Source organism: Modestobacter sp. VKM Ac-2984 (assembly GCF_026967985.1).
Lineage (GTDB): Bacteria > Actinomycetota > Actinomycetes > Mycobacteriales > Geodermatophilaceae > Modestobacter.
Genome location: NZ_JAPVBJ010000005.1, coordinates 126,590 through 146,951 on the forward strand (window position 1 = coordinate 126,590; position 20,362 = coordinate 146,951).

At 73.0% G+C, this 20,362-nt stretch carries 19 protein-coding genes; 18 read left to right on the top strand and 1 reads right to left on the bottom strand.

Translation table 11 applies throughout. The annotated features are described in order from the left end of the window. A complete protein-coding gene (locus tag O2W16_RS12280; protein ID WP_269159112.1) occupies nucleotides 1–1,320 on the bottom strand; it encodes a UDP-glucose dehydrogenase family protein in 1,320 nt (439 codons plus the stop codon). 343 nt (nucleotides 1,321–1,663) lie between these two features. Between O2W16_RS12280 and O2W16_RS12285 the strand changes: the two genes are divergently transcribed. The 18 genes from O2W16_RS12285 to nuoK all read left to right on the top strand — a co-directional run bounded on the left by O2W16_RS12285 (nucleotide 1,664) and on the right by nuoK (nucleotide 20,351). Then, complete coding sequence (locus O2W16_RS12285; RefSeq protein ID WP_269159113.1) at nucleotides 1,664–2,923, top strand: glycosyltransferase; 1,260 nt, start codon at nucleotides 1,664–1,666, stop codon at nucleotides 2,921–2,923. Further along, nucleotides 2,920–4,635: a right-handed parallel beta-helix repeat-containing protein gene (locus O2W16_RS12290; RefSeq protein WP_269159114.1), complete on the top strand. Its 1,716-nt coding sequence runs from the start codon at nucleotides 2,920–2,922 to the stop codon at nucleotides 4,633–4,635. The genes O2W16_RS12285 and O2W16_RS12290 overlap by 4 nt, the downstream gene beginning before the upstream one ends. Nucleotides 4,636–4,688: 53 nt before the next feature. Continuing rightward, nucleotides 4,689–5,753 (top strand): NosD domain-containing protein, encoded by a 1,065-nt coding sequence (locus O2W16_RS12295; protein WP_269159115.1) that lies wholly within the window; start codon nucleotides 4,689–4,691, stop codon nucleotides 5,751–5,753. 258 nt (nucleotides 5,754–6,011) lie between these two features. Next, the gene (locus O2W16_RS12300; protein WP_269159116.1) at nucleotides 6,012–6,875 is read left to right on the top strand and encodes a hypothetical protein; all 864 of its coding nucleotides are present in this window, start codon (nucleotides 6,012–6,014) and stop codon (nucleotides 6,873–6,875) included. Nucleotides 6,876–7,149: 274 nt separating this feature from the next. Continuing rightward, nucleotides 7,150–8,076, top strand: coding sequence for a hypothetical protein (locus O2W16_RS12305; protein ID WP_269159117.1), 927 nt, complete (start codon nucleotides 7,150–7,152; stop codon nucleotides 8,074–8,076). Nucleotides 8,077–8,136: 60 nt separating this feature from the next. Beyond that, entirely contained in the window at nucleotides 8,137–8,499 is a 363-nt protein-coding gene (locus O2W16_RS12310; RefSeq protein WP_269159118.1) for a hypothetical protein, read from the top strand. A 155-nt stretch (nucleotides 8,500–8,654) separates the two neighbouring features. Beyond that, on the top strand, nucleotides 8,655–8,807 hold the full coding sequence (locus O2W16_RS12315) for a hypothetical protein (RefSeq protein ID WP_269159119.1): 153 nt from the start codon (nucleotides 8,655–8,657) through the stop codon (nucleotides 8,805–8,807). 254 nt (nucleotides 8,808–9,061) lie between these two features. Next, nucleotides 9,062–9,424: an NADH-quinone oxidoreductase subunit A gene (locus tag O2W16_RS12320; protein ID WP_373286324.1), complete on the top strand. Its 363-nt coding sequence runs from the start codon at nucleotides 9,062–9,064 to the stop codon at nucleotides 9,422–9,424. A gap of 66 nt (nucleotides 9,425–9,490) precedes the next feature. Then, nucleotides 9,491–10,159, top strand: coding sequence for a NuoB/complex I 20 kDa subunit family protein (locus O2W16_RS12325; protein ID WP_442928910.1), 669 nt, complete (start codon nucleotides 9,491–9,493; stop codon nucleotides 10,157–10,159). Beyond that, complete coding sequence (locus O2W16_RS12330) at nucleotides 10,156–10,875, top strand: NADH-quinone oxidoreductase subunit C (protein ID WP_269159120.1); 720 nt, start codon at nucleotides 10,156–10,158, stop codon at nucleotides 10,873–10,875. Before O2W16_RS12325 ends, O2W16_RS12330 begins: the two co-directional genes overlap by 4 nt. Next, nucleotides 10,872–12,194, top strand: coding sequence for an NADH-quinone oxidoreductase subunit D (locus O2W16_RS12335; protein ID WP_269159121.1), 1,323 nt, complete (start codon nucleotides 10,872–10,874; stop codon nucleotides 12,192–12,194). Before O2W16_RS12330 ends, O2W16_RS12335 begins: the two co-directional genes overlap by 4 nt. Next, a complete protein-coding gene (nuoE, locus tag O2W16_RS12340; RefSeq protein ID WP_269159122.1) occupies nucleotides 12,191–13,195 on the top strand; it encodes an NADH-quinone oxidoreductase subunit NuoE in 1,005 nt (334 codons plus the stop codon). The genes O2W16_RS12335 and nuoE overlap by 4 nt, the downstream gene beginning before the upstream one ends. Before the next feature lies 1 nt (nucleotide 13,196). Then, nucleotides 13,197–14,522, top strand: coding sequence for an NADH-quinone oxidoreductase subunit NuoF (nuoF, locus tag O2W16_RS12345; RefSeq protein WP_269159123.1), 1,326 nt, complete (start codon nucleotides 13,197–13,199; stop codon nucleotides 14,520–14,522). Next, nucleotides 14,522–17,041, top strand: coding sequence for an NADH-quinone oxidoreductase subunit G (locus O2W16_RS12350; protein ID WP_269159124.1), 2,520 nt, complete (start codon nucleotides 14,522–14,524; stop codon nucleotides 17,039–17,041). The genes nuoF and O2W16_RS12350 overlap by 1 nt, the downstream gene beginning before the upstream one ends. Next, nucleotides 17,038–18,477: an NADH-quinone oxidoreductase subunit NuoH gene (nuoH, locus tag O2W16_RS12355; RefSeq protein WP_269159125.1), complete on the top strand. Its 1,440-nt coding sequence runs from the start codon at nucleotides 17,038–17,040 to the stop codon at nucleotides 18,475–18,477. The genes O2W16_RS12350 and nuoH overlap by 4 nt, the downstream gene beginning before the upstream one ends. Next, nucleotides 18,470–19,138, top strand: a complete 669-nt coding sequence (nuoI, locus tag O2W16_RS12360) for an NADH-quinone oxidoreductase subunit NuoI (RefSeq protein ID WP_269159126.1) — start codon at nucleotides 18,470–18,472, stop codon at nucleotides 19,136–19,138. Before nuoH ends, nuoI begins: the two co-directional genes overlap by 8 nt. After that, entirely contained in the window at nucleotides 19,135–20,055 is a 921-nt protein-coding gene (locus O2W16_RS12365; protein WP_269159127.1) for an NADH-quinone oxidoreductase subunit J, read from the top strand. Before nuoI ends, O2W16_RS12365 begins: the two co-directional genes overlap by 4 nt. After that, nucleotides 20,052–20,351 carry an NADH-quinone oxidoreductase subunit NuoK gene (gene nuoK / locus O2W16_RS12370; RefSeq protein WP_166754891.1) on the top strand — a complete coding sequence of 100 codons (300 nt, stop codon included), beginning with the start codon at nucleotides 20,052–20,054 and terminating at the stop codon, nucleotides 20,349–20,351. The genes O2W16_RS12365 and nuoK overlap by 4 nt, the downstream gene beginning before the upstream one ends. The last annotated feature ends 11 nt before the right edge of the window (nucleotides 20,352–20,362 follow it).

The following is a 20,362-nucleotide window of genomic DNA, read 5'->3' on the forward strand; positions in this document are numbered from 1 at the left end:
TCAGCCGGCGCGGCGGCCCAGCGCGCGGTAGGTCCAGCCCGCGGCGACCCAGCGGTCACGGTCGAGTGCGTTGCGGCCGTCCAGCATCCGCTTCTGCCCGACGATCTTCCCGAAGGACACCGGGTCCAGGTCCCGGTACTGCTGCCACTCGGTGAGCACGAGGACCGCGTCGGCGCGGTCGGCGGCCTCCTCGGGGGTGTCCACGGCATCCAGCTGGGGCCAGCTGCGGCGGATGTTGTCCCCGGCCGCCGGGTCGGTCACGCGCACCGCGGCACCCTGCAGCTGCAGCTGCGCGGCGACATTCAGTGCCGGGGAGTCGCGGATGTCGTCGCTGTTGGGCTTGAACGCCGCTCCCAGCACCGCCACCCGCTTGCCGACCAGCGACCCGTCGCAGACCTCACGGGCCAGGTCCACCATCCGGATCCGGCGGCGCATGTTGATGTTGTCGACCTCGCGCAGGAACGTCAGCGCCTGGTCGGCACCGAGCTCACCGGCGCGGGCCATGAACGCCCGGATGTCCTTGGGCAGACAGCCACCGCCGAAGCCGAGGCCGGCGTTGAGGAACTTGCGGCCGATCCGGTCGTCGTGCCCGATCGCATCCGCCAACTGCTTCACATCGGCGCCGGTGGCCTCGCACAGCTCGGCCATCGCGTTGATGAAGGAGATCTTCGTGGCCAGGAACGAGTTCGCCGCCGTCTTCACCATCTCCGCCGTCGCGTAGTCGGTGACCACCTGCGGAGTACCGGCCGCCACGATCGAGGCATAGACCTCGTCCAGCATCGCCCGCGCCGTCTCACCGTCGGCGCCGGCCGGCAGGCCGTAGACCAGCCGGTCCGGGTGCAGCGTGTCCTGCACCGCGAAGCCCTCCCGCAGGAACTCCGGGTTCCAGGCCAGCATCGCCCCCGGCACCTTGCCCTCGACCATCTCGGCCAGCCTCGTTGCGGTGCCCACCGGGACCGTGGACTTCCCGGCGACCAGCTCCCCCGGCTCCAGCACGTCCAGCAGCGACTCGACCGCGGCCTCCACGAAGCGCATGTCCGCGGCGTACTCCCCGCGCCGCTGCGGCGTCCCGACGCAGACGAAGTACACCGCCGACCCGGCGGCGTCGGCCATGTCGGAGCTGAAGCGCAGCCGCCCGGACTCCAGCGAGCTGCTCAGCAGCTCCTCGAACCCCGGCTCGTAGAACGGCGCCTTCGCCCGCTGCAGTGCGTGGACCTTGGACTGGTCGACGTCGACGCCGACGACGTCGTGCCCGAGCTCGGCCATCGACGCCGCGTGCACGGCGCCCAAGTAGCCACAACCGATGACGGCGATCTTCATGGGTCTCCTGGTGTCGAGGGGGCGTCGGATGCCGGCACACGTGTCCTGCCGCTGGGCGGCACGGACGCTGCGGCCGCCGGCTCCGAACGCACGCTAGGGCTACCCAGCGTGACTGCGCCACTTGGGCGATCATGGGCATCCTCACCCAGACGCGCTGCTGATCACCCCTTGCAAGTGAAAAGCGACGGTCTGCGACGTCACCGAGAGTTAACACACTCTTCTGCATGACCTCCGGCGGAGTGGGCACCCGACCGCCCGACATGCGCCCTGATCGGCACTGCTGGAGTGGACTGCCGGCTGGTCGGGAGTGCTCCACAGTCCTGAGCACAGGGAGCTGCCGAGAGTGGTCGACGTCCTGACCTTCCTCACCGAGAACTGGTACGCCGCGCTACCGATCGGAGTCGTCGGCGTCCTGTCCTGGTCGATCTGGCTGATCCGCAAGATCATGTCCGCCGGCTACCGGTCGTTGGTGAACGACTTCCGAACCACGACCTCCGTGGTCGTCCCGTCGTTCCGGGAGGACCCGGACGTGCTCGACCGGTGCCTGGACACCTGGCTCGGGCAGGACCCGACGGAGGTCATCGTCGTCCTGGACGTCGAGGACGCGGAGGCGTTCGCCCGCCTCACCGCCCGCGAGGACCCGCGGCTGACGGTGATCTCGTTCGCGCACGAGGGCAAGCGGTCGGCGCTCGGCGTCGGCATCCGAGCAGCCACCAGTGAGGTCGTGGTCCTCTGCGACTCGGACACGAACTGGCAGTCGGGCCTGCTCGAGGCCGTCCAGATGCCGTTCGTCGACCCCGAGGTCGGCGCGGTGGGCACCCGGCAGAACGTGCACCTGCCCACCTCGAACATCTGGCGTCGCGTCGCGGACTGGATCATCGACCTCCGCTACCTGGACTACGTGCCGGCCACCTCGCGGGCCGGCGCGGTCGTGTGCGTCTCGGGCCGGACGGCGGCCTACCGGCGCGCCGCCGTGCTCCCGGTCCTGGAGAACCTCGAACACGAGTTCTTCCTGGGGCGGCGGTGCATCGCCGGTGACGACGGCCGGCTCACCTGGCTGGTGCTGGCCAGCGGCTACAAGACGGTGCACCAGGACAGCGCCCGTGCGCTGTCCATGTTCCCCAGCACGTTCCGTGCCTTCTGCAAGCAGCGGATCCGCTGGAGCCGCAACTCCTACCGCTGCTACCTGACCGCGGCGTGGAAGGGCTGGCTGTGGCGGGTGCCGCTGGTCAGTCAGATCACCGTCCTGCAGATCCTGTTCACGCCGGTGACGATGTTCGCGGCCGTCTTCTACGTCGTCGCCTCGAGCTTCAGCGACCGCGGCTGGATCGCCCTGGCGCTGTCGCTGACCTGGGTGTTCGTCGGCCGTGCGATCCGCAGCATCAGCCACCTGCGGCGTCGGCCGAGCGACATCGCGATCCTGCCGCTCGTCGCCCTGGTCATCGTCCTGGTGGCCCTGCCGATCAAGACCTACGCCCTGCTCACCATGAACAAGCAGGGCTGGCTCACCCGGCATGCAGGCCTCACCGGCGGCGAGGGCCAGGACGAGGCCAGCCTCGTCAGCACCTCCTCGGCCGCCCCGGTCGCGGCGGTGACCGCGTGAGCGGGCGGGAGGTGGGCACGGTGACCCGGCTGCTCACCGTCAGCGCAGCGGTCGCCGCCGTGCTGGGCGTGGCCGTCGTCTGGGGCCCGCTGGAGGGCACCGACCCGTCGGCACAGGCCGGGACGACCGTGGCGCCGGCCGCCGCCGCGGCCCCGGTGTCCAGCGTCGCGGCCGAGCGGCAGAGCGCCATCCTCACCGCCGAGGACGAGCGGTTGCTGACGATCGTCGGCTCCATCCGGCCGGGTTCGCCGCCCTACGTGCAGGAGCACGACGGCACCCGGACGCTCGTGCTGACCGCCGGTGGCCTGGCGTACGGGCTGTCGGACCTCATCGAGCTGGGCGCCGCCGAGGTCCAGCCGGACGGGGTCGTGTTGCTGACCGAGCACGTGTTCGTGGCCCCCGGCGCGCGGCTGATCATCGATGCCCCGGGAACGACCCTCCGGCTGCGCAGCGGGATCTCGGGCTTCGTCTCCCTGGTCGCCTGGAAGGCCGACATGACCCTCGCCGGTGCTGACGGGCAGCCGCTCACGGTGACCAGCTGGAGCAGCAGGAAGCGCGGCCCGGACCCCAGCCCCGTCGACGGCCGCGCCTACGTGCGCGACGCGAGCGGTGCGATGGAGCTGCGCCACGTGACCGTCAGCGACCTGGGCTTCTGGTCCGGCCGCACCAGCGGGGTCGCGTGGACGGGCAGCTCCAGCACGGAGGCGACCGGCGCCATCATGGGCTCGACGTTCCGTGACAACCACTACGGCGCCTTCGCCTCCAAGGCCGAGGAGCTGACCGTGATCGGCTCGGACTTCTCCGACAACGCCGTCGACGGGCTGTCCCTGCACCGCAGCACCGCGCAGACGGTGATCGAGGACTCGACGGCGCGCGGCAACGGGCGGCACGGCTTCTCCGCCGACCAGGGCTCGGAGTCGGTGACCTACACGGACGTGACAGCGGAGAAGAACGCCGCCTACGGCATCTTCTTCAGCGGCACCCCGCTGTCGGACGGCCGGTCCGCCGGCGGCGCCTCGCTGCGCGCCTACGGCGAGGTCCACGTCGACGGCGGGGTCTTCCGGGAGAACGGCAAGGCCGGGCTGCGCGTGGTCGACGGCGACGACGTGACCATCACCGGCACCCGGGTCGCCGACAACACCGACGGCATCGTGCTGGTGGGGACGGCGGCGCCCACGGCGGTGCAGGGCAGCACCGTCTCCGGCAACGACCGGTTCGGGATCACCGTGAGCGGGGGAGAGGCCGCCGTGACCGGCAACAAGGTGTCCGGCTCCGAGACCGCCATCCGCGTGCGGGACGCAGCCGTGGACGTCGTCGACAACAACGTCCGTGAGGCGACCTCGCACGCCATCTCGGTGGTCGGTGCCTCGGCCGGCTCCACCGTCGAGGAGAACACCATCGGCGGCCGGGGGCCCAGCGGGCTGGACGTCTACCGGGTGGCCGAGGGCGTGTCGATCGACCTCGCCACCAACGACGTCGGGGGCTGGACCCGGGACCGGGACAACTGGACGTACTGGTCCACGTTCATCCCCAACCACCCGATGCTGCTCCTCTGGGTCCTGGTCCTGGGCGTGCCCGTGCTGCTCGGCATCCGGGCCCGGCGCTCAGCGGTCGCGCCCGGCACCAAGCCGTACGGGGACGACATCCGCCGGGAGTGGCAGCCGCCGGCCCGGGTCGAGGTCGGCCGCCGCACCGCCGGGGGCCGGTCCTGACCCGGCGGCGGGCGCCGGGGGGTGGCGGCGTGGCGACGGCCTACGGTGGCCGGATGCGCCGACTCGTCCCGCTGCTCGGGGCCCTGGTCCTGCTCGGCGCCTGCTCCTCCGCCGACCGCGACGACCCGGAGGCGGCGCCGGCGCCCGCCGACACCGCCGCGCCCGCTCCGTCGGGGGCGTCCACGCCGGCCACGCCCCCTCCAGCAGCGGTCGCCGGGTGCGAGGGCGCCCAGGTCGTCGACGTCAGCACCGGGGCGCAGCTGCAGCGCGCGCTGGACGACGCCACGGCCGGGCAGGTCATCCGGCTGGCCGACGGCCGGTACGAGGGGAACTTCGTGGCGACCGCGGAGGCCACGGTGGACGCCCCGATCCACCTGTGCGGCAGCCGGGGCGCCGTCCTCGACGGCGGTGAGATCGACGGCAACTACACCCTGCACCTCAGCGGTGCGGACCACTGGCGGGTCACGGGGCTGACGGTGACCGGTGGGCAGAAGGGCGTGATGGTCGACGCGGGGGTCGGCAACCGGATCGAGGGCCTCCTGGTGACCTCGATGGGCGACGAGGCGATCCACCTGCGCACCCACAGCACCGACAACGTCGTCGTGGGCAACACCATCCGGGACACCGGGCTCCGCAAACCCCAGTTCGGCGAGGGCATCTACGTGGGCACGGCCGAGAGCAACTGGTGTCAGATCAGTGACTGCGAGCCGGACCGCAGCGATCGCAACGTCGTCGATGGCAACGACATCGCCGGGACGACCGCAGAGGCGGTGGACATCAAGGAGGGCACGACCGGCGGCATGCTCCGCGGCAACAGCTTCGACGGCTCGGACATGGTCGAGGCCGACTCCTGGGTCGACGTCAAGGGCAACGACTGGACGGTCGCGGACAACACCGGCACCGCGGCGCCGGTGGACGGCTTCCAGGTGCACGAGGTGGTCGACGGCTGGGGCCGGGGCAACGTCTTCACCGGCAACACCGGGTCGGTCGACGGGGACGGCTACATGATCAACGTCGCCGGTCCCCGGACGATCCGGGAGAACAACCGGGTCAGCTGCGACAACGACGCCGGTGGCGCCGACCAGGGGATCAGCAACATCGACTGCGGCAGGGCCTGACCGCGCCGGGCGGGGTCGGTGGCCGACCCCGCCCGGACGGCGCCTCCGGGAGCCCGCTGCCCGGCTCGCGCGCCCCACCAGGAACACCCCACCCACCTGGGTGGACACGGGTGCAGGGTCGTTGACCCAGCCGGGTCCGATCACGATGCTGAGCCGCCGGACGACGGTCGTCGTCCCCTCCCGGGAAGGCGTGCTGCATCGATGAGCCACCTCTGGGGGGCAGGTGGATCTGCCCCCGTCGCCTGGCCCGCAGCCGCCATGGGGGAGCCGCGGGGCCAGGCACCGGCGCGTCGCCGTCCCGGAGCTGCGCTGACGGCCGCAGTCCTGGCCCTCGTCTCCGCCGGGCTGCTCCTGCTGTCACTGGTGACCGTGCTGGCCGAGGCGGCCACCGGGCTGGGGACCGCCTCCGCCGAGCGGTCGTCGACGATCGTCGGCGTCGTCCTGACCGCGGCGCTGACCGCGCTGCTCCTGCTGGGCGCCGTCTGCCTGCTGCGGGGCGCCGGGCGCACGCTCCTGCTGGCGGGCAGCTGGCTGGAGGTGGGCGTCACCCTGGTCACCATCGCCTGGTGGTCGGGCGAGGGCCGCTGGACGGAGGAGTCCTCGCCCCTGGTCGCCGGAGCAGGCCTCCTGCTCGCCCTTCTACTGGCGCTGGTGCAGACGGGGTCGGCGCACCACCGGTCGGTCGGCCGGTGGCTGGCGGGCTCCGCCGAGGCGCCACGGGTCTTCCCCGCCGGTCGCACCGGCGGCCGGCTGCTCATCGCCGTGCTCGCCCCGGTCGCCACGCTCGCCCTGGCCACGGTCGTCGTGGTCGCGGTCGCCGGGGACCCGGGCGCCGCGGCGCTCGCTGACCGGCTCCACGCGACCGGTGTCGACGTGCGTTCCTCGGGTGAGCTCCTCCGCCTGCCGACCGAGCCACCGGAGCCCGGCTGGCCGGGCTGGGCGGTGGATCTCGCCCCGGGCGCGGAGGCCTGCTTCGCCGGGTCGATGGCTGCCTGCGACGACCTGTACTGGGAGAGCGTCGTGGGGGGCGTCCACGAGCAGTACGGCTCGACCTGCGGTGGCCGGCTCACCGAGGAGGTCGAGGGCGGCTGTGTGACGTTGTCGGGTCGCCGGATCAACTGATCGGGTGACCTCGGGCCCCACCGGTTTGACCCGCAGATGATCACTGACCACCCTGATCAGCCGGACGGCGGTGGCGCCGTCGACGAGGAACGGGGTTCGCACGCCGATGAGTCACGCGTACCGCCCAGCAGGTGACGGTGGAGCGGGCGACCAGCCTTCGCGGGACCGGTCGGGTGACCAGGCCCCGGGGACCGGGACGCCGGCGTCCGGTGCAGCGCCGATCGGAGGGTCGCCGTCCGGGCCGCCTCCGGTGGCACCGCCGCCCAGGATCCCCGTGCGGCGTCCGGCGGCGGCGGTGGCGGCTGCGGTGTTCGGGTTCCAGGCAGCTGCAGCAGCTCTGTCGGTGGTGCTCCTCGCCGACTCCGTGGCCGTGGTGCTGGGCGTGCCCGAGGGCGGTGACCGGGCCTGGTGGCTCGCCGGGCAGCTGCTGAGCTGTGCGCTCGCCGCCCTCCTGCTCTTCGGCGGCGTGCAGCTGATCCGTGGGGTCGGGCGGCTCTTCGTGCTGGTGGGCACCCTGTCGGAGCTGGTGTTGGTCCTGGGTGGGCTCGTCTGGGCCCTGGTCCGGTGGCCGGAGGCCGAGGACGTCGAGACCGGTCTGCCCGGCGTCGCCGGCGACCTCGTCGACCTGGTCAGCGGGTGGCTGATCGCCTCCGTAGCGCTGTACCTCGGGTGGTTGGTCCTGCGGGTGTGGCTGGTCCTGGCGCCGTCGGTGGGCCGCTGGCTGCACGCTGAGCGCATCACTGGCCAGCGGCCGGACTGGTCGCCGGAGCAGGGAGGACGGACCAGCCCGCCCGTCCGGAGCACCGGACGGGCCGGCTGGGCGGTGTTCCTGCCGATCGGCGCGCTCGCCGCGGTGACGGTGCTGCTGGGCCTGTTGGGCCGGTCGCTGCCCCCCGGGCTGCTGGGCGACGCCGAGGTCGACGCAGGCGCCAGCTACCAGGGCGACAGCCCGTGGGGGCTGGAGTTCTACCGGGGCGGCGAGCCGTTGGCCCCGCCGTCCGCCGGTGACGAGCCGTACCTCCGCGCGGCGGACGCCGATGCACGCAGCTGCTACGCCGGCGACATGGCGGCCTGCGACGCCCTCTACTTCGCCTCCCCGGTCGGGGACGTCTACGAGTGGTACGGGTCCTCCTGCGCCGGTCGGCTGGACCACGGGAGCGCTGGCGGCTGCGTCGACGAGCTGGGCCTCATGGTCGACTGACCTGCGACGTCGTCGTCTGGACGCGACCTCGCCGCGGACCGAGAACGAGGAGGTGGTGATGTGGTTCGCCAAGCCGTCCCGTCTCCGGGAGCCCGGGCGCTGATCGTCGTCTCACTCCTGGGCGTCCTCGGCCTCGCGGTCTGGCTGGGTCCCCGGGTGTGGGAGATCAGCGGGTCGGCCGTCTTCTTCCTCGTCTTCGGCCCACCTGCGGCCTGCGCGGCGCTCGCCCTGCGGGTCGAGCGCGTCCGCGGGACGGTGCTGGCCCCTGCGGTCGTCGCTGCGCTCGGGCTGGTGTCCGCCGCGTGGGGGCTGGTCACGTTGCTGAGTGGTGGGCTGTACCTCCTGGTACCTGCGCTCCTGCTGGTGTCCGCCGCCGTGGTCTCGTGGGTCGACAGACGGCCGGACGCCTCGTGGACGCGCTGACCCGGACGCCGAGTGTCGAGATGTCGACGCCTGGTGCCCGGACCAGACGTGCACAGCTCGTCACCCGGTGAGCGCCGCCCGGGCCGGCCGGCGAGGTGTTGCGCCCGGAGCGGACGGCGTTCCCTGTCCGCCTCGGGAGGAGCAGGCTCCGGGGCATGACGATCCCGCCCACCCCCGAGCCCCAGCCGCCCTCGCCGTCCCCGTCGCCGACCGACCCGATCTCCCCGCCGGCCCCGGCGCCCGTCCCGGGCCCGGACCCGACCGACCCCACCGCGCCGCCGCCCGCCCCGGCCCCCGGGCCGCTGTGAGCCGCTGACCTGCGCTCTCACGGCCTGTCAGGACCCCCGGTGTGAACTCGATCACCGGGGGTCCTGGTGTTCCGACACCCCTTCGGCATAGGCTTCGGCCACTCGACCTTGTGAACCAGTTCACAAGCACAGGGTGAAGCAGTTCACAAGGGGTCGCCCGGTCGTCGGATGTGAGCGGAGGTCGTCGCAGTGGTCCGCCCGAGGTCGTGCACGCCCCCCACCGTCCCGCGGAACGCCTGTCACGGGGGCTGCTGATGCTGTCGAACTACGTGCCCCTGGTCGGGCTCTTCGTGCTCGCCGCGGGCTTCGCGCTCTTCTCGGTCACCGCAGCACCGTTCATCGGCCCGCGCCGCTACAACAGCGCGAAGGTGCAGGCCTACGAGTGCGGGATCGAACCGGTCGACCAGCCGCTCACCGGCGGACGGATCCCGGTCAAGTACTTCCTCACCGCGATGCTCTTCATCGTCTTCGACATCGAGATCGTCTTCCTCTACCCGTGGGCCGTCGCCAACGACGCGCTGGGCCTGTGGGGCCTCGGCGCGATGGCGGTCTTCATCGGCACCGTCTTCATCGCCTTCGTCTACGAGTGGCGCCGCGGGGGGCTGGAGTGGGACTGATCGACACAGGACCGACCGACACAGGACCGACGGACACGAGACCGACGACGGACGGGGGGCGCTGAGATGGGCCTGGAGGAGAAGCTCCCGAGCGGCGTCCTGCTGACCAGCGTCGAGAAGCTCGTCAACTGGACCCGCAAGTCCTCGCTCTGGCCGGCCACGTTCGGCCTGGCCTGCTGTGCGATCGAGATGATGGCGTCCGGCGCCGGCCGCTACGACCTGGCCCGCTTCGGCATGGAGGTCTTCCGCGCCTCCCCGCGCCAGGCCGACCTGATGATCGTGGCGGGGCGGGTCAGCCAGAAGATGGCCCCGGTCCTCCGGCAGATCTACGACCAGATGCCCGAGCCGCGGTACGTGCTCGCCATGGGCGTCTGCGCCAGCTCCGGCGGCATGTTCAACAACTACGCGATCGTGCAGGGCGTCGACCACATCGTCCCGGTGGACATGTACCTGCCCGGCTGCCCGCCGCGGCCGGAGATGCTCACCGACGCCATCCTCAAGCTGCACCACAAGATCCAGCACCAGCCGCTGGGCGCCAAGCGCGCCCGGGAGCAGGCCGCCGCCCGCGCCAACGGCACGGCACCGGAGCTGCACCTGGCGATGCCCTCCAGCGTCCGGGCGGACCCGGCGGCGAAGCGCGCCTACGAGCAGGCCGCCGCCGAGGGCCGCACCGGCCAGTTCGCCATCGAGCAGCGCGGAGGCAACGCCGTCGCCCTGCCCGGAGCGGACCGATGAGCGACGAGGCCGGCTTCGGGGCCGCGACCGAGCCCGGCGGGGGCTTCCGCAAGGGCGCCTTCGGCGTCACCGGCAGCGGCGACACCTCCGGCTTCGGCGGCCTCGTCCGGGTCGAGCCCGGCGGCGCCGTCGCGCTGCACACCACCGACCGGCCCTACGGCGGCTGGTTCGACGAGGTCACCGACGCGCTGATCGACGCCGTCGGCGCGGCCACGTACGCCGCCGCCGTCCACCGGGTCCTGGTCGACCGGGGCGAGATCACGTACTTCGTCGCCCGCGAGCACCTGCTCACCCTGGTCCAGGCGCTGCGGGACGACGAGTCGCTGCGCTTCGAGCTGTGCAGCAGCGTCTCCGGCGTCGACTACGCCGACAGCGGCGGCCCGGCCGCGACGCCCGAGCGGCCCCGGCTGCACGTCGTCTACCACCTGACCTCGATGACCTACCGCCGCCGGGTCCGGCTCGAGGTGGCCGTCACCGCCGAGGACCCGCACGTCCCGTCGGTCAGCTCCGTCTACCCCACGGCGGACTGGCACGAGCGGGAGGCCTGGGACATGTTCGGCATCGTCTTCGACGGCCACCCGGCGCTGACCCGGATCCTCATGCCCGACGACTGGGAGGGCCACCCCCAGCGCAAGGACTACCCGCTCGGCGGCGTCCCGGTCGAGTACAAGGGCGCCCAGATCCCCCCGCCCGACGAGCGCCGGAGCTACCGATGACGACGACGAGCGACCCGTACGCCGGCTCCCGGGAGACCACCGAGGGCCGGGTCTACACGGTCACCGGCGGCGACTGGGACCAGACCTTCGGCGCCGACACCCACGACGACGAGCGGCTCGTGGTCAACATGGGCCCGCAGCACCCCTCGACCCACGGGGTGCTCCGGCTGGTGCTCGACCTCGAGGGCGAGACCGTCACCCAGGCCCGCGTCGTCATCGGCTACCTGCACACCGGCATCGAGAAGACGACGGAGTACCGCACCTGGACCCAGGGCACGACCCTGGTCACGCGGATGGACTACCTGGCCCCGCTGTTCAACGAGACCGCCTACTGCCTGGCCGTGGAGAAGCTGCTCGGCATCGAGGCGCCGCCCCGGGCGCAGACCATCCGGGTGCTGGTCATGGAGCTCAACCGGATCGCCTCGCACCTGGTCGCGCTGGCCACCTTCGGCATGGAGATGGGCGCGCTCACCGGCATGACCAACGGCTTCCGGGAGCGGGAGCTGGTCCTCGACGTGCTCGAGGAGATCACCGGGCTGCGGATGAACCACGCCTACGTCCGCCCCGGCGGGCTGGCGCAGGACCTCCCCGAGGGCGCCGTCGAGTCCGTGCGGGAGCTGCTCGCCGTCCTCCCCGAGCGGGTCGCGGGCACCCACCGGCTGCTCACCGGTCAGCCGATCTGGCAGCGCCGGCTCAAGGACGTCGGCTACCTGGACCTCACCGGCTGCGTGGCCCTCGGCGTCACGGGGCCCGTGCTCCGCGCGGCCGGGCTGCCCTGGGACATGCGCAAGGTCGAGCCGTACCTGGGCTACGAGACCTACGACTTCGAGGTGCCGACGGCCGACACCTGCGACGCGTGGGGCCGCTACCTGGTGCGGATGGGCGAGATCACCGAGTCCATCAAGATCATCGGTCAGGCGCTGGACCGGCTGGAGCCCGGGCCGGTGATGGTCGAGGACAAGAAGATCGCCTGGCCGGCGCAGCTGTCCCTCGGCGCCGACGGGATGGGCAACTCCCTGGACCACGTCCGGCACATCATGGGCCAGTCGATGGAGGCCCTGATCCACCACTTCAAGCTGGTCACCGAGGGCTTCCGGGTGCCGGCCGGCCAGGTCTACACGGCCATCGAGTCCCCCCGCGGGGAGCTCGGCTACCACGTGGTCAGCGACGGCGGGACCCGCCCGTTCCGGGTGCACGTCCGTGACCCCAGCTTCGTCAACCTGCAGGCCACCGCGGCGATGAGCGAGGGCGGCATGATCGCCGACGTCATCGCCGCGATCGCCTCCATCGACCCCGTGATGGGGGGCGTCGACAGATGAGCGCACTGCCGGGGTCGGAGGAGGGGACGGCGGTCACCGGGCTGGACTCCAGCCCGGTCGAGCCGGCCGCCCCGGACCTGCCGCCGCTGACCGAGCAGACCGAGGCCGAGGCCCGCGAGCTGATGGCCCGCTACCCGCAGGAGCGGTCGGCGCTGCTGCCGATGCTGCACCTGGTCCAGTCGGTGCAGGGCTACGTCTCGCCCGAGGGCGTCGGCTTCTGCGCCCGGCTGCTCGGGCTGACCAAGGCCGAGGTGGGCGCGGTCGCGACCTTCTACACGATGTACAAGCGGCATCCGACCGGCCGGCACCTGGTCAGCGTCTGCACCAACACGCTCTGCGCCGTCCTGGGCGGGCAGCGGATCTACGACGCCGTCTCCGCCGACCTCGGCGTCGGCCACGACCAGACCGCGCCCGACGGCTCGGTCACCCTCGAGCACGCCGAGTGTCTGGCCGCCTGCGACTACGCGCCGGTGGTCACCGTCGACTACGAGTTCTACGACCAGCAGGACGTCGAGTCGGCCCGGGCGCTGGTCACCGCACTACGGATGGGGGAGAAGCCGCCGCCCACCCGCGGGGCGCCGCTGACCGACTTCCGCGGTGTCTCCCGCCAGCTGGCCGGCTTCTCCCAGCACGCCGACCTCGAGGCCGAGCGGGCGGCGATCGACGGCCCGTCGGCCGGTGGACCGACGCTGGTCGGGGTGCGGCTGGCCGCCGAGCGCGGTGAGTCCGCGCCGCCGATGGGCGACGCCCAGCCCGAGCAGGCACCCGAGCCGGACGTCGAACCCGCCGGAGCGCCGGGCGAGACGCCGTCCGAGCAGGCCGCCGACACCGCCGTCGCCTCCGCCGACACCCCGGCCGAGCGGGCCGGCGCGGCGCAGCACCACCCGGACACCCCCGAGCCCGCCGGCCGACAGCCGGCCGAGCGCGGCCGCGAGGGCACCGACACCCCGCCCACCCGCTCCGGCGCCGGGCAGAACAGCTCGATCGAACGGGAGGCCTGAGATGCCCCTGACCCCCGTCCTCACCGCGCGTTTCGACGCGCCCCGCTCCTGGACGCTGGAGACCTACGAACGCCTGGACGGCTACCGCGCCCTCCGCTCGGCCCTGGAGATGGCGCCGGACGACGTCGTCGCGCTGGTCAAGGACTCCGGACTGCGCGGCCGCGGCGGCGCCGGCTTCCCCACCGGGATGAAGTGGAGCTTCATCCCGCAGCCCAAGCCGGGGGAGACCCCGACCGGCCCGGCGGCGGCGCCGAAGTACCTGGTGGTCAACGCCGACGAGGGCGAGCCGGGCACCTGCAAGGACCTGCCGCTGATGATGGCCGACCCGCACTCGCTGGTGGAGGGCGTGATCATCACCGCCTACGCCATCCGCTCGCGCTTCGCCGTCATCTACGTCCGCGGTGAGGCGGTGCACGCCCACCGCCGGCTGATGGCCGCCGTGCAGGAGGCGTACGCCGCCGGCTACCTCGGCACCGACGTGCTGGGGTCGGGCTACGACCTCGAGCTGGTGGTGCACGCCGGCGCCGGCGCCTACATCTGTGGCGAGGAGACGGCGCTGCTGGACTCCCTGGAGGGCTACCGCGGGCAGCCCCGGCTCAAGCCGCCGTTCCCCGCCGTCGCCGGCCTCTACGGCTCCCCGACGGTGATCAACAACGTGGAGACGCTGGCCAGCGTGCCGTACGTGGTCCGCGGTGGCGCCGAGTGGTTCAAGAGCATGGGCCCGGAGAAGTCGCCGGGCCCGAAGATCTACTCGCTGTCGGGGCGGGTGGTGCACCCCGGCCAGTACGAGGCCCCGATGGGGACGACGATGCGCGAGCTGCTGGCCATGGCCGGCGGCGTCCGGCCCGGTCACGAGCTGAAGTTCTGGACGCCGGGCGGCTCCTCGACCCCGTACTTCACCGCGGAGCACCTCGACGTCCCGCTGGACTTCGACTCGGTGGCCAAGGCCGGCTCGATGCTGGGCACCACCGCGCTGATGGTCTTCGACGAGACCGACTCGATCGTCGAGGCGACCCTGCGGTTCACCGAGTTCTACGCGCACGAGAGCTGCGGCAAGTGCACCCCCTGCCGGGAGGGCACCTACTGGCTGGTCCAGATCCTGGAGCGGCTGGTGCACGGGCAGGGCCGGGCCGCCGACCTCGACCTGCTCACCGACACCTGCGACAACATCCTGGGCCGCTCGTTCTGCGCCCTCGGCGACGGTGCGACCAGCTGCATCGCCAGCTCGCTGAAGTACTTCAAGGACGACTACGTCGCGCTGCTGCCGGCCGAGGAGCAGGCCCGCCTCGGTCGTTCGCTGCGGCTCGAGCCGGTTGGAGCAGCCTGATGACCCTCACCCCAGCCACCCCCGAGCCCGCGCCGGCGCTGCCGCCGGGCGCGCCCGGTCCGCACACCCCACCCGACGCCGTGCACTGCACCATCGACGGTTTCCCGGTCGCCGTGCCGAAGGGCACGCTGATCATCCGGGCCGCCGAGCAGATCGGCGTGCAGATCCCGCGGTTCTGCGACCACCCGCTGCTCGACCCGATCGGCGCCTGCCGGCAGTGCCTGGTGGAGGTGGAGGGGCAGCGCAAGCCGGTGGCCTCCTGCACCACCCCGGTGACCCCGGACATGGTGGTGCAGACCCAGCTCACCAGCCCGGTCGCGGACAAGGCCCAGCAGGGCACGATGGAGCTGCTGCTGGTCAACCACCCGCTGGACTGCCCGGTCTGCGACAAGGGCGGGGAGTGCCCGCTGCAGAACCAGGCGATGAGCAACGGGCGCAGCGAGTCCCGGTTCGTCGAGACGAAGCGCACCTACCCCAAGCCGCTGCCGATCAGCTCCCAGGTGCTGCTGGACCGCGAGCGCTGCGTGCTCTGCGCGCGCTGCACCCGGTTCAGCCAGCAGGTGGCCGGCGACCCGTTCATCGAGCTGTTCGAGCGCGGCGCGCTGGAGCAGGTGGCGATCTACGAGGACGAGCCGTTCGAGTCCTACTTCTCCGGCAACACCACCCAGATCTGCCCGGTCGGCGCGCTGACCAGCGCCACCTACCGGTTCCGCGCCCGCCCGTTCGACCTGCGCAGCGAGCCCAGCGTCTGCGAGCACTGCGCCAGCGGCTGTGCCCAGCGCACCGACTACCGGCGCGGCACGGTGACCCGGCGGTTGGCCGGGGAGGACCCGGCGGTCAACCAGGAGTGGAACTGCGACAAGGGCCGCTACGCCTTCCGCTACGCCAGCAGCAACGAGCGGCTGATGACGCCGCTGGTCCGCCGGGACGGTGAGCTGCAGCCGGCCTCGTGGCCGGAGGCCTGGGCCGCCGCGGCCGAGGGGCTGCGGGCCGCGCGCGCGGCCGGCGGGGTCGGGGTGCTGCCCGGTGGCCGGCTGACCGTCGAGGACGCCTACGCCTACGCCGCCTTCGCCCGCGTGGCGCTGGGCACCAACGACGTCGACGCCCGGGCCCGTGCGCACTCCGCCGAGGAGCTGGACTTCCTGGCCGCGCACGTCGCCGGCACCGCGCCCGGGGCCGGTGCGGTCAGCTACGACGACCTGACCGCCGCCCCCGCCGTGCTGCTGGTCGGCTTCGAGCCGGAGGAGGAGTCGCCGATCGTCTTCCTGCGGCTGCGCCGGGCCGTGCGGACGGCGGGCATGCAGGTGTTCGACGTCGCCCCCTTCGGCACCCGGGCCGCGGAGAAGCTGCAGGCCACCGTGCTGACCACCGTCCCGGGCCAGGAGGCCCAGCTGCTCCGCGACCTGGCCGCCAACCCGGTGGACGGCGTGCTGGCCGACGCGGCCGTCGCGCTGTTCCGCCCGGGCGCCGTCATCCTGGCCGGCGAGCGGCTGGCCGAGCTGCCCGGCGGGTTCTCCGCGGTCAGCGCCCTCGCCGCCGAGACCGGCGCCCGGATCGGCTGGGTGCCCCGCCGGGCAGGGGAGCGAGGCGCGGTCGAGGCCGGCGCGCTGCCCACCCTGCTCCCCGGCGGCCGCACCGTCGCCAACGCCGCCGACCGGGCCGCCGTCGCCCAGCGCTGGGGCGCCGACGTCCCGGCGACCCCGGGGCGCGACCTCACCGGCATCCTCACCGCCGTGCGCAACGGCGCCCTCGCCGGGCTGCTGGTCGGGGGCGTCGACCCCGCCGACCTGCCCGACCCGCTGCTCGCCGAGCAGGCGCTGCAGAGCGCCCGGTTCGTGGTCAGCCTGGAGCTGTTCCCGACCGCGGTCACCGCGCACGCCGACGTCGTCCTCCCGGTCGCCGCCGCCCCGGAGAAGGCCGGCAGCTACCTGGACTGGGAGGGCCGGGTCCGCCCGTTCGACGCGACCCTGCACGGCACCGGGCAGCTCACCGACGGCCGGGTGCTCCAAGGCCTGGCCGAGCACCTCGGCATCGACCTGCGGGTGGGCTCGGTGACCGAGGTCCGCGCCCAGCTGACCGCCCTCGGCGGCGCCGCGCAGGCACCCGCCGGCACCGGCGCCGACGTCGCCCCGGCACCGCTGCCGGAGCTCGCCGACGACGAGGCGGTGCTCGCCTCCTGGCGACAGCTGGTCGACACCGGGACGCTGCAGCGGGAGGAGCCGGCACTGGCCGGCACCGCCCGGCCCCCGGTCGCCCGGCTGGGCAAGGACGCCGCCCGCCGGCTCGGCCTCGCCGACGGCGACCCGCTCACCGTCACCGGTCCGGCCGGGGCGGTCACCCTGCCGGTGCGGCTGGTCGAGATGCCCGACGGGGTGGTCTGGTTGCCGATGCGCTCCCCGGGCAGCGAGGTCCGCGCCCAGCTCGGCGCCGGCCCCGGTGCCGTCGTCCGGCTCGCCGGGCCGCCGCCGACCCCGGCCGGCGCGACGTCCCTCTCGAGCCTGCGGGGAGCCCAGGAGTGACCGTCTTCGCCGCCGCCGACCAGCCGACGCTGGAGGACTTCGGGAACGACGTCTGGTGGATCGTGCTCATCAAGATCGTCGGCATCTTCGGGGTGCTGGTCCTGATGACGCTGTTCGCCATCGTCTTCGAACGGAAGGTCGTCGCCCGGATGCAGCAGCGGATCGGCCCCAACCGGGTCGGGCCGCGCGGCTACCTGCAGAGCCTCGCCGACGGCCTGAAGCTGGCGTTCAAGGAGGACATCATGCCGGCGCTGGCCGACAAGCCGGTGTACTTCCTGGCGCCGGTCATCGCCACCGTCCCGGCCTTCCTGGCCTTCTCCGTCATCCCGCTCGGCCCGACGGTCAGCATCTTCGGCGAACGCACACCCCTGCAGCTCGTCGACTCCCCGATCGGGGTGCTCATCGTGCTGGCCGCCTCCGCGATGGGCGTCTACGGCATCGTGCTCGGTGGCTGGGCGTCCGGGTCGACCTACCCGCTGCTCGGCTCGCTGCGCAGCGCGGCGCAGATGATCAGCTACGAGATCGCGATGGGCCTGTCGATCGTCGCGGTCTTCCTCTACGCCGGCTCGATGTCGACCTCGGAGATCGTGGCCGCCCAGGCCGACGGCACCGAGCTGTCCTTCTTCGGGCTGGAGTTCACCGGGCCCAGCTGGTTCGCCGTCCTGCTGCCGGTCTCCTTCGTCATCTACGTCATCGCCGTGGTGGGCGAGACCAACCGGGCGCCCTTCGACCTCCCCGAGGCCGAGAGCGAGCTGGTCGGCGGGTTCCACACCGAGTACTCGTCGCTGAAGTTCGCGCTGTTCTTCCTGGCCGAGTACATCAACATCGTCACCGTCTCCGCGCTGGCCGCCACGCTGTTCCTCGGCGGCTGGCGGGCGCCCTGGCCGATCTCGATCTGGGACGGCGCCAACACCGGCTGGTGGCCGCTGCTGTGGTTCTTCGCCAAGGTCGTCGTCGCGCTGTTCTTCTTCGTCTGGCTCCGCGGCACGCTGCCCCGGCTCCGCTACGACCAGTTCATGCGCTTCGGCTGGAAGGTGCTGGTCCCGGTCGGGCTGGTCTGGATCCTCGTCGTGGCGACGCTGCGCGCCGTCGCCCGGGAGTCCGACCTGGACGCCGGTCAGGTCGCCGTCTTCGTCGGGGTGCCGATCGCGCTGGTGCTGCTGGGCGGGCTGCTGCTGGCCTCCCGGATGCGCAACCGGGACACCCGGGTCGCCGCACGCGAGGCCGCCGCCGGCGGGCCGGCGCCGGCCGAGCCGCAGGTGTTGGACCCCCGGGACCGGGACCGGGCCTCCGGCGGGTTCCCGGTGCCCCCGATGGACCTGGTCGTCCCGCCCTCCCCGCGGCTGCGCCGCCGGGAGGCCGTCGGCGCCGGGACCGTGGTCGGCACCGGCCGGCGCAGCAGCTCGACCACGCCTGAGGAGACCGACGATGTCTGAGCCCACCCCGCCGCCCCCCACCGAGCCGACGTCAGGCGCCAGCCCGGCCCGGCGGGAGGGCACGGCCATCGCCCGGCAGTCCTCCGAGGGGCAGTCCAACACGGCCCCCGGCAAGCGGTCCAGCTGGCTGCCCGGGCCCGCCCAGGGGTTCGGCGTCACCTTCGCCACCATGTTCAAGAAGGTGACCACCGAGGAGTACCCGGAGGTCCCGAAGCAGACCAAGCCGCGCTACCACGGCCGGCACGTGCTCAACCGGCACCCCGACGGCCTGGAGAAGTGCGTGGGCTGCGAGCTCTGCGCCTGGGCCTGCCCGGCCGACGCCATCTACGTCGAGGGCGGGGACAACACCGAGGACGCCCGCTTCTCCCCGGGTGAGCGCTACGGCGCCGTCTACCAGATCAACTACCTGCGCTGCATCTTCTGCGGGCTGTGCATCGAGGCCTGCCCCACCCGGTCGCTGACGATGAGCAACGACTTCGAGCTCGCCGACGACGACCGCCAGGCGCTTATCTACACCAAGGAACAGCTGATGGCCCCGCTGCTGCCCGGGATGGAGCAGCCCCCGCACCCGATGCGGCTGGGCGAGAACGAGCAGGACTACTACGTGCGGGCGCCGCAGCCCGGATCGGACGCCGAGCCGGTGATCGGGGAGCGGGCATGAGTGTGCTGGCCATGGAGGTCGCGGCCTTGGAGATCGGGGCCGCCGCAGCGGACACCGGGGTGGTCATCGGCACCGGGGAGACCATCGTCTTCTGGGTGCTGGCCCCGGTCGCCCTGGCCGGGGCGCTCGGCATGGTGCTGTCCCGCAACGCCGTGCACTCCGCGCTGTGGCTGGTCGCCACGATGCTCAGCCTGGGCGTCTTCTACGTCGTCCAGGAGGCGCCGTTCCTGGGTGCGGCGCAGATCATCGTCTACACCGGCGCGATCATGATCCTCTTCCTCTTCGTGCTGATGCTGGTCGGCCGGGAGACGTCGGACTCGGTGGTCGAGACGCTGCGCGGGCAGCGGGTGGCCGCGATCCTGTTGGGCATCGGCTTCGCCGGGCTGGTCGGCGCCGGCGTCGCGCGGGCCACCGAGGACCTGCCCGTGGTCGGGCTCACGGCGGTGCAGGGCACCGTGGGCGGGCCGGCCGCCGGCAACGTCGAGGCGATCGCGGCCGTGCTCTACGGCCGGTTCGTGCTGGCCTTCGAGGTCACCGGCGCGCTGCTCATCGTGGCCGCCGTCGGGGCGTTGCTGCTCACCCACGCCGAACGGGAGCCCGGCACTGCGCGCAGCCAGAAGGAGCGCTCCCGGGCCAGGTTCCTCACCGACCGGCCGCAGACGCTGCCCGGGCCCGGCGTCTACGCGCGGGCCAACTCCATCGCCGCGCCCGGCCGGCTCCCCGACGGCAGCCCCGCGCCGAGCAGCTTCGCCACCGGGGTCGAGCCCGTGCAGGTCGACGAGCTGCCGCGCACCGGCAGCGTCGGCGCCGAGCGAGAGGGGCTGCCACACGCCGGGGGCACCGACGCGGCGCTCGGCACGATCGGCGGCGGCACCACCGGCCCGGTCCCCGGCAGCGGAGAGGGCGCTCCCCGATGACCATCACGAACTACCTGGTGCTCGCCGCGATCCTGTTCACGATCGGCGCGGTCGGTGTGCTGGTGCGGCGCAACGCGATCGTGGTCTTCATGTGCATCGAGCTGATGCTCAACTCGGTGAACCTCACCCTGATCACCTTCGCCCGGAGCACCGGGACGGTCGAGGGGCAGGTCATCGCCCTGTTCGTGATGGTCGTCGCCGCCGCGGAGGTGGTCGTCGGCCTGGCCATCATCATGTCGATCTACCGCACCCGCCGCTCGGCCTCCGTCGATGACGTCAACCTGCTGAAGTACTGAGCGGAACGGGG

Coding starts and splice junctions, on each gene's coding strand:
- O2W16_RS12280 (WP_269159112.1), bottom strand. CDS start 1,320: ATGAAGATCGCCGTCATCGGTTGTGGCTACTTGGGCGCCGTGCACGCG.
- O2W16_RS12295 (WP_269159115.1), top strand. CDS start 4,689: ATGCGCCGACTCGTCCCGCTGCTCGGGGCCCTGGTCCTGCTCGGCGCC.
- O2W16_RS12300 (WP_269159116.1), top strand. CDS start 6,012: ATGGGGGAGCCGCGGGGCCAGGCACCGGCGCGTCGCCGTCCCGGAGCT.
- O2W16_RS12315 (WP_269159119.1), top strand. CDS start 8,655: ATGACGATCCCGCCCACCCCCGAGCCCCAGCCGCCCTCGCCGTCCCCG.
- O2W16_RS12320 (WP_373286324.1), top strand. CDS start 9,062: ATGCTGTCGAACTACGTGCCCCTGGTCGGGCTCTTCGTGCTCGCCGCG.
- O2W16_RS12325 (WP_442928910.1), top strand. CDS start 9,491: ATGGGCCTGGAGGAGAAGCTCCCGAGCGGCGTCCTGCTGACCAGCGTC.
- O2W16_RS12330 (WP_269159120.1), top strand. CDS start 10,156: ATGAGCGACGAGGCCGGCTTCGGGGCCGCGACCGAGCCCGGCGGGGGC.
- O2W16_RS12335 (WP_269159121.1), top strand. CDS start 10,872: ATGACGACGACGAGCGACCCGTACGCCGGCTCCCGGGAGACCACCGAG.
- nuoE (WP_269159122.1), top strand. CDS start 12,191: ATGAGCGCACTGCCGGGGTCGGAGGAGGGGACGGCGGTCACCGGGCTG.
- nuoF (WP_269159123.1), top strand. CDS start 13,197: ATGCCCCTGACCCCCGTCCTCACCGCGCGTTTCGACGCGCCCCGCTCC.
- O2W16_RS12350 (WP_269159124.1), top strand. CDS start 14,522: ATGACCCTCACCCCAGCCACCCCCGAGCCCGCGCCGGCGCTGCCGCCG.
- nuoI (WP_269159126.1), top strand. CDS start 18,470: ATGTCTGAGCCCACCCCGCCGCCCCCCACCGAGCCGACGTCAGGCGCC.
- O2W16_RS12365 (WP_269159127.1), top strand. CDS start 19,135: ATGAGTGTGCTGGCCATGGAGGTCGCGGCCTTGGAGATCGGGGCCGCC.
- nuoK (WP_166754891.1), top strand. CDS start 20,052: ATGACCATCACGAACTACCTGGTGCTCGCCGCGATCCTGTTCACGATC.